Genomic DNA, 15,314 nt, shown 5'->3' on the forward strand with positions numbered 1-15,314 from the left:
TCAAATTTATTCTTGGAGGTACCTAAATTATGAATGAAGAATACACATATGCAGCAGATAGTGATATGAGACCGTTTGGACGGCCCGGATTTGGGTTTGGACGGCCGGGCTTCGGGTTCGGGCGTCCCGGATTCGGCTTCGGCTTCGGGCGGCCGGGTTTTGGATTTGGCCGGCCTTGGTTTGGTTATGGATTCGGACGGCCGTTTGGTTTTTACGGCGGACCGTTCTTCGGAGGGCTTGTCGGGGGGCTTGTCGGAAGCGCTTTGTTCAATCCGTATTTGTACGGAGGTTACGGCTACCCTTACTATCCGTATTACTACTAAGACAATCAAAAAGGGCTCCTTTCAGGGGCCTTTTTATATAGGCCTAATGTCTTGACTTGGCGGGCAAAGTTCGGATATTATTTTATTTTACTGCCTTAAACAAAAGGCATAAGGATTATGATGAGAGGGGGATTTGATATGATTCTGGGTTATATCTTCCTCACAATTGCTATTTTATCAGAGTCAATCGGCGCGGCCATGCTGAAGGTCTCCCGCGGATTTACGCGGTTTTTGCCGAGCGCGCTTGTAGTGGCAGGCTATTCATTGGCCTTTTATATGCTTTCACTTACACTGAATCTCATTCCGCTCAGCTTATCCTATGCAACATGGAGCGGAGCGGGAACGGTGCTCGCATCCATTATCGGAGCGAAATGGTTTCATGAAAAACTGGACAAGCAGGCCGTCATCGGACTTGTATTCTTATTGGCCGGTGTCATTCTGATGAATTGGTAGAAAGGAGAAGCATGATATGAAAGGATTACTCTGCCTGGCATTAGCCATTGTATCAGAAGTGTTCGGAAGCACGATGCTGAAGCTGTCGGACGGTTTTACGCACTTATGGCCCGCTCTCGGCGTCATTGCCGGAATCGGAGCCTCTTTTATGTTTTTGAGCTTCTCTTTGAAAAGCCTTGATTTATCCGCCGCATACGCGACATGGTCAGGTGTCGGCACGGCTTTAACGGCAATTGTCGGCTTTTTTGTTTTTAAGGAAGCCATGACAGCTAAAATGATGATCGGGCTTATTTTTGTCATCACGGGGGTCATCCTGCTGAACCGTTCCAAGTCTCAAAAAGCTAAAAAAAATCAAACGGCCCGGAGCTGACCGTTTGAACTCGTCAAGCGCGGGCAACTTTTACTTCAACCTCAAGCTCCATCTCCACGTTTCCTTGGACCGCTCGTGAAATCATACATGAGGACTCCGCTTTTTGCGCTAACTTCCTGGCGAGCGTAAAGTCCGTTTCGGCTGCATCCGGCTTTAATAATATAAACGGGCGGTGAATGATTTTCTGGTACGTGAACACACCGTTCGTGACGTCTACAATTCCTTCAGATTCCATATGTAGATCTTCTTTATCCAGGCCGCTTCTTTCCAACATCGCCGCAAGCGTTATAATATAACAGGTCGCGGCCGCTCCAAGCAGCATTTCATCAGGATTTGTGCCTTCTCCGGGTCCGTCCATTTCCTTAGGAATGGACACAGCAGTTTCCAGCCGGCCGCTTTTAATATCGCCGACGTCATTGCGATTTCCGGGCCAATTTGCTTTTAAATAAAAGTGATGTTTTGCCAAGGGACAAACCTCCTTTTTTTTCAGTTTACTCATCTTTCACAGGTTTGTCTTTTTTTAAGCTCACGAATACTCTTGATTGATCACTCTTTTTATCGTACGGACAAACCGGTAAAATTCCTCCGTTTTTGTGAATTCCCTTTCGCGGTAATCAAAATTATCAAAAAACGCTTCCCGCTGTTCTCTGCTGATCTCAAGCTGTATACTCAGCCCGGTTTGCGCCTGGTTATTGATATTTTCGGTGTCAACCCCGGCCAGACCGGTTTTTGAGGTTGCCAATTCTGCAGGAAATCCGTTTCGTTTGAGAGCTCTCACCAATTTTTTCGCCCGCTTCCGGTCGCTTCCTCCGACAAGAGTATTTTTCTCGTCGCCTTTATAACCGTGAACTGCGATAACATAATGGTGCTGCTTAATGCTTTCGACTGCTGAAGGCTCATCGAACTTGGTGCTCGTAATATGAAGAGTCTGGTTATCATGCGCTTTTAATCCCTCAAACAGGTAGGTTGAATAATCATCCCTGAAAGAGCGGACGATCTCGCTCACCCCACCCTCAATTCTCCCTCCGTGCGGGGACATGATCAATACGGGGCTCCCCTTTCTCTTATTGTACGATATATGATAATCATCGGGGTCTTCATGTTCAGCCAGATCTTTAAAATCTGTGTATGTATCAGAAGAATTCGAGGGATCAGGGTCTGACGCATAATGAGCACATCTTATTAGTAAGACCATTGCTACGATAATGATGACATTAAGTAAAATTCTTTTCATCAGCTCTCCTTCTTTGCTCCTTTCTGAAAAATGAAATATTCATTATATGGATTTTTGTCAATAGGTCTTATCTTAACATTCTATTAACATTATCATCAGTGAAAAACTTCCCGGTTTCGAAAAATCAATGGATTGTCACGGTTCAAGCGCTCAAATGCCGGGCATCAGTGAAAAAAGGTTGAGAGAGGGCAAAAAAAAAGGGAGGAACGCCCGAATTTTCAGGGGCGGGAGATTCACGGCCGGAAACGGACGGCATCAAGAATACGCTTTTAGAAATGAATATCCGCCTCCCGAAGCAAATGCGCAGGACAGAATGGAGCCCGTCAAAAAAGTTCTCATCTGCCTTTTTGTACAGCAAAATGCCATTACAGCCCGCTCATCCCCTTTTTTTATCATAATGGTCCGTTTTGAAACGGAGCCGTCTTTTTTCATATATATAATATCAATCGGAAGCTGTTTTTCCAAGGAATGTCTCAATATGATGTTCATGTATATACTACCTTCCGCCGGCTTCATTACAAAACGAACAAACGTTCTGTTTCAACTCGATTTCTTCTCCTGAAAAAGCCGCAAGTAACCAGCGCTCCTGAAGGACAAACAAACTGACCGAACTTACGGCCTGTTCATATGGTATAGAGAGAATCGCCAGAATGGGAGGAAAAGTATATATGTTTGGTTACTCAATGGTACAAATGGTGCGGTCAAATGCTCATAAGCTGGACTGGCCGCTCAGAGAAAACGTATTACAGTTATATAAACCTTTCAAATGGACACCTTGCTTTTTACACAATTTTTTCGAAAAAAAGGTGAAAAACAGAAAGAAAATGTCAGTCATCATTGAATTTGAAGAGGGCTGCCATGAATCCGGTTTTCACAGCACAGGACAGGTCTTATCAAAAGAAAAACGCTGCACTATAAAAAAGCAGTTTCAAACAATCAATTGCTGCAGCGCCGAAGTCACGCCGTCCGCCCTTCACATGCTTCTTTCGCAATGCCGGGATATCCGTAAAATCTATTTAAACCGTGAAGTAAAAGCTCTCCTTGATACAGCAGCTGAATCGTCTCATGCAAAAGAAGTGACCCGTAACGGCACCGTATTAACAGGAAAAGGCGTAACCGTCGCCGTTATTGATACCGGAATCTATCAGCATCCCGATTTAGAAGGCAGGATTATCGGATTTGCGGACTTTGTCAACCAAAAGACAGAACCGTATGATGACAACGGGCACGGCACCCATTGCGCCGGTGATATCGCAAGCAGCGGCGCTTCATCTTCGGGTAAATATCAGGGGCCGGCGCCGGAAGCCGATCTGATCGGAGTCAAGGTTTTAAACAAATCAGGATCAGGAACCTTGGCTGATATCATTGAAGGTGTGGAATGGTGCATACAATATAATAAAGAACACACAAAGAATCCGATCAGAATCATCAGCATGTCACTGGGCGGAGATGCGCTCAGATATGATAAAGAAACGGACGACCCGCTCGTCAAGGCCGTTGAAGAGGCATGGAATGAAGGAATCGTCGTCTGCGTCGCCGCGGGCAACTCCGGTCCGGAAGCTCAAACGATTTCAAGCCCCGGTGTCAGCGAGAAGGTCATCACGGTAGGCGCCTATGATGACAATGATACGGCCAGCAATGAGGACGATACGGTCGCTTCTTTCTCAAGCCGCGGCCCGACGGTGTACGGAAAAGAGAAGCCTGACATTCTTGCGCCCGGGGTCGATATCGTATCTCTACGTTCTCCGCGTTCATATCTTGACAAATTACAGAAATCAAACCGTGTAGGCTCCTTGTATTTCAGTCTGTCGGGCACGTCCATGGCCACTCCGATCTGTGCGGGCATCGCTGCCTTAATCCTTCAGCAAAACCCGCAGCTTTCGCCTGACGAAGTGAAAACATTGATCAAACAAAGTCCGGATCAATGGACAAATGAAGATCCGAACATTTACGGAGCGGGCGCAGTGAACGCTGAAAACGCTGTGCCGAAAGAGTAACCTTTTTATCATGAGAACGGGGTCGTCTGCACGGCAGATGACTCCGTTTTTCAGGTGAATAGATGAAACATTTATAATGAAGGAACTCGGAACAGTTCAGAACCGGCTGTCAGAAAAAAAGATCAATGCAAGGCAGTGTATTTCTAAAAAAATAGGGAATAAGTATGGTGTAGATAAAAGGAGGAATCACAATGGCACTTACAAACACCGAATTGTCTGAATGGCTGCAAAAACAGATCGGACAAACGCTTGATATCAGAAAAGGAGAGCTGACAGACAGCCGAAACGAGATTTCTGATATGGATCAGATCATGCTTCACCTTGATGACGTTCTCGTCCGCCGGACAAACCATCCCGATGACTATGTAGCGGATGAAGAACTCGTTTTAAAAGGGCACGGCACAACCTATACGGAGGAAGGAAATGTCCCGCTTCCCCAAGATGCGTATGAAATTCCTCTGCTCGGCGACATTACCATCCAACAGGAGCAAGACGGATTAAAGGTACATACAGATCGGGCCGTGTATACAATCGGGACCCGGAAAGAGCAATAAAAAGAAAAAACGCCGCTGATTCAGGGCGTTTTTTTATTGTTTTTTTCTTCAGAATATCCGTGGAACATCGTGAATGCGCAAAGCATAATGCCTAAAATAATGATAATCGGGAGCCAGATCACGGCAAACTTATAATCCGGTTCGGCAAAAGCGCCTATGACCGCCCCAAAGCAATACAGAACCAAGGCAAGCGCGCGCAATACAGCATCTCTCGTAAACTGCTTCCGCTTGTCCGCTTTGTAAAACCTTGCGGTGAGATCTTCAAAAAAATTAGCGAGCGTTCCCGTTAATACGGTCGTGGAAATCCCCGCTACACCAAGTTTTCTCGCGGCTGTCGTCTGCATTCCCATTGCGAAGCTGAGCAGCATAATCAGCACATAAACAGAAATGGCGTCTGCAAAAAAGCAGGAGAACAAAGCAAACAGCAGTAAAACAGCTCCTTCAATAGCTAAAGCGGCAGTTACCGCAGGGGGCCAGAATGATTTCTTTTTATTGCCCACAAGCAGGGCCGCGGCAATAACGCCGGCAATAAATCCGATTAACGAGGTTAACGATTTGAGTACAGCAAGGTGCCATGAGTTGCCGATCGCCAGGCCGAACAGAACGATATTCCCCGTCATATTGGCGGTAAAGATATGTCCCAGGCTTAAATAACCGATCACATCCACAATTCCCGCTGTTAAACAAAGAAGTAAAAGTGCAATATTTCGGTATGTAGTCACTGTCAATGTGATCCAATCCTTTCTCATGCTGATTCCAACATATAAGTTTACTCTTTGCCACTTCATATGTCCAGCCGGCGTGCCGCTTTTTCAAAGCATAAAAAAACTCCGGCGAACCGGAGAAGTTACTGAACGATAAATAATACTCTCGTGCCGTCGGAATAGCCGCTCATTTGATTTCCAACCCATGAACCGGCCCCGCGGTTATCCGATGGGGTTACATATCTGATATCAGCCCCCGCCCCGCCTTCTGTGCAGACTGCCATGGGCCATTCATCACGGTCAAACCCGGGCTTTGTCGGAATTCCTTTCAATGATTCTTTCCTTCTGTTCTCCGCTCCGCCCCGATCAATTGTACAAATCTCAGAATGACCTGCCGAAATGGCGTCTTTTATATGATTTCCCGTCTCCGGATATTTTGACAGCGGGAAATACAGCACCTGATCGTATCGGGATGCAGCATGAGCAGCACTGTCCGAATGGATGCCGGCGCCCGTAAGGCCGAACTGAAGAGAGATCACCAAAAGCAGACTTGCCGCCCATTTCATAAACGCATTCATTCACATCCTCCTTAAGAAGTTGATATGAAGCGTAAATATGTATATTAGCCGGATTTAACACACATGATGAAATGGCAAAAAAAGTTTGCTGTTTTGTTGATAATCAACGAAAATGGCGGCTTTACGATTTGTCTATTGAACCGGCTTCTGTTTCCTTATATATTTTAGACATACTTATGAGCCGTTGTGATCAGTGTCTTCGGCAGATAAAAGGAGGAATGCCGTCCGGTCGGCAGGCACCGGCTGTTGGTTATGTCTTTTCAAAAACATGAAGGCGGGGAAATCCAGATGGAAAAAACAATGTTTCACCCACACTCACCCGAGTTTCACGAAGACCCTTTTGCGGTTTTAAGCAGATTCAGAGAGCAGGACCCCATACATAAATTCGAACTGCAGCGTTTCGGAGGCACCTTTCCGGCATGGCTCATCACGCGTTATGATGATTGTATGGCGTTTTTAAAAGACGGCAGAATTACGAGAGATGTAAAACGGGTTATGCCGAAGGAGCTGATCGCGAAGCTGAATGTCAGCGAAGATATCGATTTTGTCTCAGAGCATATGCTGGCAAAAGACCCTCCGGATCATTCACGTCTTCGATCTTTGGTGCATCAGGGGTTCACTCCCCGGATGATTGAGCAGCTTCGCACCGGGATAGAGCAGATCACAGAAGAGCTGCTGAATGAAATGGAAACAAAAGCAGACCCTGATATCATGAGAGATTTCGCGGCACCGCTTCCGTTTATCGTCATTTCCGAGCTGCTCGGAATTCCGAAAGAGGACCGCGCCAAATTTCAAGTATGGACAAACGCGATGGTCGACACGTCAGAGAGCGGACAAGATGCGACCAACCAGGCTCTCAAAGAATTTAAACAATATATGAAAACACTGATCGAAGAAAAAAGAAAACATCCGGCTGAAGATCTGACAAGCAAGCTTATTTACGCTGAAGAGGACGGCCAAAAGCTGAGTGAATCAGAGCTGTATTCCATGCTGTTTTTGTTAGTCGTTGCCGGGCTTGAAACAACGGTTAATCTTCTCGGCTCCGGCACCCTGGCGCTTCTTCTGCATAAAGACCAGATGGAGAAGATAAAGCGGCAGCACGAAAATATCCAGACGGCGGTCGAAGAGCTTTTGCGTTACACCTCTCCCGTCATCATGATGGCGAATCGATGGGCGATTGAAGATTTCACCTATAAAGATGTTTCTATTAAAAAAGGCGATATGATATTTATCGGCATCGGTTCAGCCAATCGGGACCCGGAATATTTCGATGATCCTGATACATTAAATATAGCGAGAACACCGAACCGTCATATCTCTTTTGGATTCGGCATTCATTTTTGTCTCGGGGCTCCGCTCGCCCGGATGGAAGCATCCATTGCCTTTACTTCTCTTTTAAAACGGTTTCCGAATATAGAGCTGAAAGGCGCGCACGAGGATGTAACGTGGAGAAAAAACGTGTTTTTGAGAGGGCTTGAAACATTGCCTGTCAGATTTTAATATCGCCCCCTGTTTATCGGGGGTTTTTTAATATCTTATAAACAGGAAATCAATATAATAGTGAATATTTAGTACATAGTGTATTTAGTTCTATTTGTAAAAAAAGCGGCCGGATTGCTCCGGCCGTTCTCTATTACCGTTTTACCAACTCATTTGTTTCGTCCAGCTTTTTTTTGAAAGATTTAAGGAAATTTGCGCTTATCGTTCCTTTGTTTGCGTACAGTTTTTCGCAGAATGCCTTAATGGCGTTTTGCGGCTTTGGTTCCGACAGCATTGTGACATGATTGGAAGAGTGGACGTCCAGCAGGTGAAAGTGTTTTATCTGGTGTTCCCATTCTTTCCAATACGCATCATGGTCTAACGGAATTTGTTCTTCCTCTGCTGTCAGATAACGTTCAAGATCTCCGAGAAACAAACCGCTTTTATTACGGAAGTAGTAGCATTGCAGCGCTTCCGGATGAGGCAGCGGCTTCATGTCATACTCTTCCATTCCGTAAGCGAGCTGCGTCTTCATCATTTGCTCCAGCTGCATCCGGATCGCTTCTTCGGATTTTGGCAGACCGCGCTTTTTGGCAAGGCCGATCAATTCTTTCAATACTTCTTCTTCCTCAGCCTGGACGGTAATGTCTTCTCTGCTGATTAATGCCTCTTCATGGTTTTCAGGCTTAAGATATGCCGTAAGCATCGTATTGATCGTTTGCAGCATGACTGACTTAACAGATGGTTTTCTCTCTTTCCATTTTTCACTGTACGGGGTGTCGATCATGACGGCGCTTTTTACTGTATGACCTTCCTCCTGCAAGAGGCGCGCGGTTTCATAAGCAAGCATCCCGCCCAAGGAATATCCGCCGAGGTCATAAGGGCCTTTCGGCTGTACCGCTTGGATGATTCTCATATAAGAAGCGGCCGTCTCTTCGATTCCTTGCAGCGGCTCTTTCCCTGTCAAACCTCTTGCCTGGATGCCGTAAAAAGGACGCTGACTCTTTTTGGCGAATGGCTGGTATGCTTCAACGCCTCCTGTTCCGCCGTGAAACCAAAAAACAGGACGGCCTTTTTCTCTTTCATTCAGCTTGACGAGTTCGGGAAAATTCCGGCCCGCCTCATGCGGCTGGTTCGTTTTTAACAGCATGCCGATCTCCTGAAGAGTGCTGCATTTCTGAAGAGCTTCCAGACTGATGCGGCTGTCTCCGCCCTCAAGTTTTTTCAGCAGCTGAATAGAGGAGATTGAATCAAAGCCGTATTCAGTCAGCGGCTTATTTTGATCAATTTCCGCTGCCTTCATCCCCAAAATGTCAGCCACAATGTCAGCTGCGCTCTCGCGGCGGAGCTGAGGGTCCTGGGAAACCGGCGCAAGGCTGATGTCTTCTGGCTGACCGCCGTTCCAATACTTGTGGTGTTCAAAAGGATATGTCGGAAGCGGCACTCTTTGAACAGATTTGCCTTGGTGGAGTCTGTCCCACGGTATATCCGCTCCTTTCACCCAGCAAAATGCAAGCTTTTCCAGATTGTTTTCAGCCAACAGCGTCTCCGTGACGACTGTACCGAGAGTCCCTTCCAGTAAAACGCCGATATCTCCTGATCCAGTCTGCTGACTGCCTGTAAAGAAGCTTTTCATTCCATTGCTTTCTTCGGAAAATGCTCTGTACTCTTTCAGTTTTTCCAGCAATTCATCTTGATTGCGGGCAACGAGTGCCAAGCGGCAGTTCATCGCCTCACGGCCGGTCTGAAGCGTATAAGCAATATCCCGCAGTGACGGAGTATCTCCAGTTTTCACAAAATCAGCCAGCTGACCTGCGGCCGCCTTAAGACGCCCTTCGCTCTTAGCAGAAAGCACGATAAGCTGCGAGTCATGCGCAGATTCTTTGTCTTTATGGCTCGGACTGTACTGTTCCAAGACGACATGCGCATTCATGCCGCCGAAGCCATAGCTGTTAATTGCGGCCCGGCGCGGGATCGGTCTGCCCTTATGGTCGGTGAGCTGTGACCATTCCTGATTGTCTTCGGTGAAACGGAAGCGGCTTTTTTGAATAACCATTTGCTCATTTGCAGCTGTAAATCCGGGAATGCCCGGGATGGTATGATGCTTCATGGCCATCGCTACTTTTATAAGGGCGGCCAGTCCGGAAGCGAGTTCGCCGTGCCCGATGCAAGGTTTCACGGTGCTGATATAACAAGGCGCGCTTTCCTCTTGATTTGCAGACTCGCCGTAACCCGCTTTGATTGCATTAAACTCCAGCGCATCTGCCATTTCGGAGGCAATGCCGTGCGCTTCAATATAAGTGACGGTTTGCGGATCAACATCGGTGTCTTCGTACGCTTTTTTCATCGCGGCCTTCATTCCCGCCGGATTCGGTGCGTGAAGCGACATGCCTTTACCGCCGTGAGACACTCCTGTTCCTTTAATGACCATGTGAATATGATCGCCGTCTTCAATTGCCGCCTCAAGCGGTTTGATGATGATAACGCCCGCCCCTTCGCTTCTGACAAAGCCATCGGCATCTTTTTGGAACGATTTCGCCCGACCGTTTTTGCTTAAATATCCCATCGAGTCAAAACCGATAAAACCTTTCGGCGATTGCAGAATATTGGCGGCGCCCACGACAGCCTGCTCACATTCGTTATGACGGATTGATTGAACCGCCCTGTGCAATGCCACCAGCGTTGACGTGCAGGCAGCCTCGTAATATTCACTCGGTCCTTGTAAATTCAAGGCATATGATATCCTGTTCGGAATGATGGACGGAATGGCTGTTCCATTGTTCGGATCGCTGTTGCCCGCGGCAACGAAAACGCCTGTCGGTCTGCTTGATAATGCCTTATTTGTCAGGCCCGCATCCTCCATTGCCTTCCATGTATGCATCAAAAGCAGAAACTGCTCCGGCCCCATTTGTGATGCCTCTTTAGGAGAAATTCCGAAAAAGAGCGGGTCAAATTCGCCGACACCGTCAATAAAACCGCCCCATCTGAGACTCGTGTCATTCTCATCGCCGGCGTAACGGCGCCAGTCCCAGCGGTCCGCCGGAATTTCGGTAATACAGTGATCCCCGTTTACGATGTGCCCCCAAAAAGACTGGATATCCGGGGATTGCGGAAACTGAGCTGACATACCGATAATCGCGATTCCTTGCTTGACATCGGCGTTATCACAAGGCGTATGCTGTTTCTTCGGTAAAGTGCGCTCTTCTGTTTCCATGACCCCGGCCTCTTCTGAATGCTTATGATCGGCAAGCAATTGAGAAAACTTGCTCTCATATGCTGACGCGAAGTGGCGGGTCAGCTCCTCCGCCGTCGGATACTCGAAAAACAATGTTGGATTCACATCGATGTCCGCCTCTTGGCCGATCTCTTTTGTCAGCCCGATCAGACTCGCTGAATCAAGTCCCAATTCCATGATATTCGCATTAGAACGAAGAGATGACGCGGGTTCATCCATCATCTTGGCGAGCTTGCCAAAGATGTAGCTGCGGATATCATCTGTCAGACTGCCGGCAGAAATCGGTGCTCCCGCATTCTTAACAGCCGTTCGGGCCGGCTGATTCATCTGTTCGGTTTTCGGGCGGAACCGTTTCAGGGCATAGCCTTCAAAACGCATCACCACTTCCGATCGGCTGCTGATGACATCTGCGTTAATCAGAATCATTTCCCCCGTTTGTTTAGCCAGCTTGATGTGCAGCCAGCAATCGGTAAGATTTTCCGGGCTGCTGAAGGTGACGGAATTAATGCCGAACGGCAGATAGCTTTCCGTCTCTGTTTGGTCCAATAAAGAAAGCGAGGCCAAGTAAGCACTGTTGGCGATTAATGGATTTATGGCATAATGATGCGCTTGTTGTGAGTCGCTATTGTTCAGGTTCACTTTCGCTAAAACGGCATCAGTGCCTTTGTACAGACGGGTGATCGTTTTAAATTCTTCTCCCCACACGACGGTTCCCGTTCCGTCTCCGTATAACTCATCTATCCGGCCCACTTCCCGGTAAGAGCGCTGAATGGCCGCCAGATCTGCGTGCTGCTTTTGAAACGGATACGGGCTGCACTCGGCATACGCCGCTATGCTCCAATCAGGAGACGTGCGGCTGCGGTGCATTATGCTCAGTTCAAATCCATCCCCGTTTTGTTTCGATTCTGTTTTCAGCTCGATGTGATCGCCTTTTTTTACGGTAATGGGGCTGACGTAATTCAGTTTTTTAATATGTCCTCCTTCCGCTTCAGGAAAAAGGTCACAAAAATGATCGACTGCCAGACTGTTATATGTAGCGCCGACGAGTACCGGTTCTCCGCCGAATTGATGCCCTTTCACGTATGGGTCGTCATCACTGTATACCGCCTGAACGCCGGCAGCGTTTTCTGATTCACCGAAATGAAAAGAAGTCCCGTGGTCAAAAGCGTAGGCCGGCAGATGAACGGCGTGCTCTTGCTGCAACTGATCAAACGTGATATTCTCTCCTTTTTCCCATTGCCGCGCACGCCGGCCGATATCAGAATCGGAGAAATTGAGATTCCGCTGATCCATGCGGTAAGCGGCCAGTTTTTCCAGCAGTTCCTGAACGGAAGCAGCCGTAAATGCCGCCCGATACTCCGGATGATGCGTTCTTTTTTGCAGCGCAGATGCGATGGCGGCCGGATGAAGAGATGGCGTCTTTTCTAAAAAGGCCGCAAGTCTCTCAAGATAGGCTTCAAAACTCCATTTTGTTTTCGCTGACACAGGGAAAATATATTCCTCATCGCCGTGACGGGCCTGATCGGAATTCGGGCTGATATATTCTTCTACGATGAGATTTGCATATGCCCCGCCTGCCCCGAAGGAATTGATCATGCTTCTCCGCGGTACGATGTCTCCCGTCTCGGCATCCTTCAGACGCTCCCAATACTCGGTTTTCTCCTGCAGGTAAAAGGCCGTTTGTTCAAGCGCGATATTCGGATTTTGCGGTTTTGCGTTAATGGTCGGAACTAATGTTTCCCGCTCCATTTGCAGCAGCACTTTCGCGAGCTGGGACATCCCGGAGGCCGCCTCTAAATGGCCGAGATTTGACTTGACGGATCCAAGCGCACAAAATCGTTTTTTATCGGTATATTGCGAGAACGCGTTCGTAAGGGCAATGACCTCAATCGGATCTCCCAATACAGAGCCGTTCGCCGCTGATTCAACATAACTGATTGTTTCCGGATTGATTCCGGCTTTGTCAATGGAAGCCGCCATGAGCTTCGCCTGCTGTTTCGGATCCGGAGCCGTGTACATCTGCCTTCCGCCGCTATGGCACAACGCGCTGCTTTTAATGACCCCGTAAATATGGTCTTTGTCGGCAACCGCTTTGGAGAGCGGCTTCAAGAGCACCGCACCGACTCCTTCTCCCGGCATCAGACCCGTGCCGGTTCCGAAGCTTTTGCTTTCACTTCCCTGTTCAAGCAAATTCGCCCGTTCGAGCGCATCATATTTAGACGGTTCAAGCGTGAGATTGACCCCTCCGGCAATCGCCATGGAACAGCTGTTAAGCTTCAGGCTTTCACAGGCGAGATGAATGGCGCTCAGTGAGCTGGAGCATGCGGTCGTAACGCCCATGCTCGGACCCGTTAAATTGAAAAAGTGGGAAATGCGGTTGGCGATATGCCAATCCCCTCCGTTAGAGCTGAGCGCAGCTTTTTCCAATGACGGGATATTCCAGAAATATTGATTGTACATACTGCCCATAAATACACCGATTCCGCTGTCTGATTCCTGCCATTCGTTTACTCTCTCTAACGAGTAGCCGCCGTTTTCAAATGTTTCCCATACGGTTTCAAGGCTTAGACGGAGCTCAGGTGTCATCTCCATCACATGGTCTTCCCGGATGTCAAACAAGTGATGGTCAAAAGCGTCAATATGCTGCAGAAATCCGCCGTACCGTGTTTTGCGTTCTTCTTTTCGTGTTTCTTTTGCCATCGTTTTCAGAAGACCGGACTTCCATCTGTTTTCCGGAGCTTCCGTAATACAGCTGTCTCCGGCTTTTAAATGCTCCCACAGCTCATCGAGGGTTTCAGACTCGGGATAGCGGCCGCTGATGCCGATAATGGCAATGTCGTCACGATCTGAGCGATTATCGGTGACGTTTTCTGTTTCCGGCTTTGGCGCTTTTGGCTCTTTTTGTTCAGTGATAAATCGCCGCGTTTCCGTGACAAGCGGCACCGGTTCATTCATTGCAGGTTCCGGATGCTCCGTTTCAGGAGGCGCTTGATCGGCTCCGAATGCCTGTTGCAGCTTATCCGGGTAAGTTTCCAGCAAATACTCGGCAAGTTCTTTCGTATTCGTGTGTTCAAATAAGACCGTTTTCGGCAGCTCGCCCGTCAATGTTTCCAGTTCACGGATAAAATTCACCTGCAAAATGGAGTCGATGCCGTATTTTTCAAAGCTGGTTTCCGGCTGAATGCGCTCGGGAGCAAGCTTTATGGACTTGGCTAACGTTTCTTTTATGAATTGCACCGTCCGGTCTGTGACTGAGAAAGACGGTTCTGTGAAATCAGCCGGCTCTTTGGAAGCCGCAATTTCTTCAACCGCCGGCGCGTCCGGCTGCTTTTGCCTGATGACGCCGTCGCTTTCTGCCGCCACGATCTGCTGGCCGAGGTGATGTGACGATTCCGCCATAAATGTAACGTACCGATATCCCTCGCTTTCCAGCGCAGACTGCCACGCTTCAGGATACAGCCCAGGGCATCCGGGAATACGCAGTTTGGCGTCTTCATACAGCCACCAGCCTTCCAAAAGACCGAATGTCAGATGAGAATAAACCGAATGGCTGCTGATCTCATTTAATAGCAAAATCCCATTCTTTTTAAGCACCGCTTTGGCATTGCGAAGTGTCCGCCGAATATTTTTTGTCGCGTGAAGCACATTTGCCGCAATTACCGCGTCATATGCACCCGCCTCTATACCCTGCAAAGCCGGGGGCTCTTCCACATTAAACCGCTTATAAGTCAAATACGGATTGTCGGGACCGTATTCTTTTTCAGCATGCATGAAAAAGGCCTTTGACAGATCGGTGTAGCAATATTCTTTCACATGATGTTTGACCTCTTTTAATCTTTTGAAAACGGCCGCGCTCGTCCCGCCCGTCCCCGCTCCGATCTCTAATATCCGGATTTCCGCGTTCGGGTCTTCTTTCAGGCGTTCTTCAATGAAAGCCGTCAATGTGTCAGCGAGCACCTCATTAAAGTAGTCTGCCGTTTCATTGTTTTTATAGATTCCTTCAACCAATTCCATTGAGGAATCAGGAAACAGAACATCAGTGGCAGAAACTCTGCCGGATAAAATATCCGGCAAAGCTCTGAGAGCGGTCTCCACTAAGGTGATCATCGCCCGTTTGCTGCTGTCCTTGAGCAAAGGAGCTTTCTTTTCATCCCATTCTTGCCACAGAACGTCCGCACGCTCTATCGGACCCGTTAACACATACGTACTGCCAGACTGTTTCAAAAAGCCTTTTTGCACCAAGATGGAGATGCTTTCTTCCAGCCACCTGCCGTAAAACCCCTGCATAACAGGCTGCGTTTCGTTTTCCGTAAAAAATCCGACAGATTTCAGCTGGCCTGCCAATAGTTTGTAAAGAAGATCTTCAGTGTTTTGCAAAGCCGTCCCC

The 15,314-nt window shown here is 48.0% G+C and carries 12 protein-coding genes; 6 read left to right on the forward strand and 6 right to left on the reverse strand.

Annotated elements, in window-relative coordinates:
* The first annotated feature begins 29 nt into the window (after positions 1 to 29).
* The 3 genes from AC2CGA_RS02355 (at position 30) to erbB (ending at position 1,146) form a co-directional block, all read left to right on the forward strand.
* On the forward strand, positions 30 to 323 hold the full coding sequence (locus tag AC2CGA_RS02355) for a hypothetical protein (RefSeq protein WP_003154069.1): 294 nt from the start codon (positions 30 to 32) through the stop codon (positions 321 to 323).
* Positions 324 to 461: 138 nt separating this feature from the next.
* Positions 462 to 776 (forward strand): SMR family multidrug efflux transporter EbrA, encoded by a 315-nt coding sequence (gene erbA / locus AC2CGA_RS02360; protein ID WP_003154071.1) that lies wholly within the window; start codon positions 462 to 464, stop codon positions 774 to 776.
* A 16-nt stretch (positions 777 to 792) separates the two neighbouring features.
* On the forward strand, positions 793 to 1,146 hold the full coding sequence (erbB, locus tag AC2CGA_RS02365; protein WP_003154073.1) for an SMR family multidrug efflux transporter EbrB: 354 nt from the start codon (positions 793 to 795) through the stop codon (positions 1,144 to 1,146).
* 13 nt (positions 1,147 to 1,159) lie between these two features.
* Here erbB and AC2CGA_RS02370 read toward each other — a convergent pair whose 3' ends face one another.
* From AC2CGA_RS02370 to AC2CGA_RS02380, 3 genes are all read right to left on the reverse strand, one after another.
* Complete coding sequence (locus AC2CGA_RS02370) at positions 1,160 to 1,612, reverse strand: OsmC family protein (RefSeq protein WP_043867151.1); 453 nt, start codon at positions 1,610 to 1,612, stop codon at positions 1,160 to 1,162.
* 60 nt (positions 1,613 to 1,672) lie between these two features.
* A complete protein-coding gene (locus tag AC2CGA_RS02375) occupies positions 1,673 to 2,380 on the reverse strand; it encodes a poly-gamma-glutamate hydrolase family protein (protein ID WP_003154076.1) in 708 nt (235 codons plus the stop codon).
* 255 nt (positions 2,381 to 2,635) lie between these two features.
* Positions 2,636 to 2,869: a hypothetical protein gene (locus AC2CGA_RS02380; RefSeq protein WP_024085328.1), complete on the reverse strand. Its 234-nt coding sequence runs from the start codon at positions 2,867 to 2,869 to the stop codon at positions 2,636 to 2,638.
* 179 nt (positions 2,870 to 3,048) lie between these two features.
* Here AC2CGA_RS02380 and aprX point away from each other — a divergent pair, with 179 nt between their 5' ends.
* Complete coding sequence (aprX, locus tag AC2CGA_RS02385; protein WP_043867149.1) at positions 3,049 to 4,377, forward strand: serine protease AprX; 1,329 nt, start codon at positions 3,049 to 3,051, stop codon at positions 4,375 to 4,377.
* A 191-nt stretch (positions 4,378 to 4,568) separates the two neighbouring features.
* Complete coding sequence (ymzB, locus tag AC2CGA_RS02390; RefSeq protein WP_003154082.1) at positions 4,569 to 4,931, forward strand: protein YmzB; 363 nt, start codon at positions 4,569 to 4,571, stop codon at positions 4,929 to 4,931.
* Positions 4,932 to 4,951: 20 nt separating this feature from the next.
* Here ymzB and AC2CGA_RS02395 read toward each other — a convergent pair whose 3' ends face one another.
* On the reverse strand, positions 4,952 to 5,719 hold the full coding sequence (locus AC2CGA_RS02395; protein WP_025851167.1) for a YoaK family protein: 768 nt from the start codon (positions 5,717 to 5,719) through the stop codon (positions 4,952 to 4,954).
* 59 nt (positions 5,720 to 5,778) lie between these two features.
* Positions 5,779 to 6,213 (reverse strand): NucA/NucB deoxyribonuclease domain-containing protein, encoded by a 435-nt coding sequence (locus AC2CGA_RS02400; RefSeq protein ID WP_003154085.1) that lies wholly within the window; start codon positions 6,211 to 6,213, stop codon positions 5,779 to 5,781.
* Positions 6,214 to 6,501: 288 nt separating this feature from the next.
* Between AC2CGA_RS02400 and AC2CGA_RS02405 the strand changes: the two genes are divergently transcribed.
* The gene (locus AC2CGA_RS02405) at positions 6,502 to 7,713 is read left to right on the forward strand and encodes a cytochrome P450 family protein (RefSeq protein WP_484480113.1); all 1,212 of its coding nucleotides are present in this window, start codon (positions 6,502 to 6,504) and stop codon (positions 7,711 to 7,713) included.
* 133 nt (positions 7,714 to 7,846) lie between these two features.
* Here the strand turns inward: AC2CGA_RS02405 and AC2CGA_RS02410 are convergent, their stop codons facing one another.
* Positions 7,847 to 15,304, reverse strand: coding sequence for a beta-ketoacyl synthase N-terminal-like domain-containing protein (locus AC2CGA_RS02410; protein ID WP_484480114.1), 7,458 nt, complete (start codon positions 15,302 to 15,304; stop codon positions 7,847 to 7,849).
* Between the last annotated feature and the right edge of the window lie 10 nt (positions 15,305 to 15,314).

Source organism: Bacillus sp. SYZHCR11 (assembly GCF_057196865.1).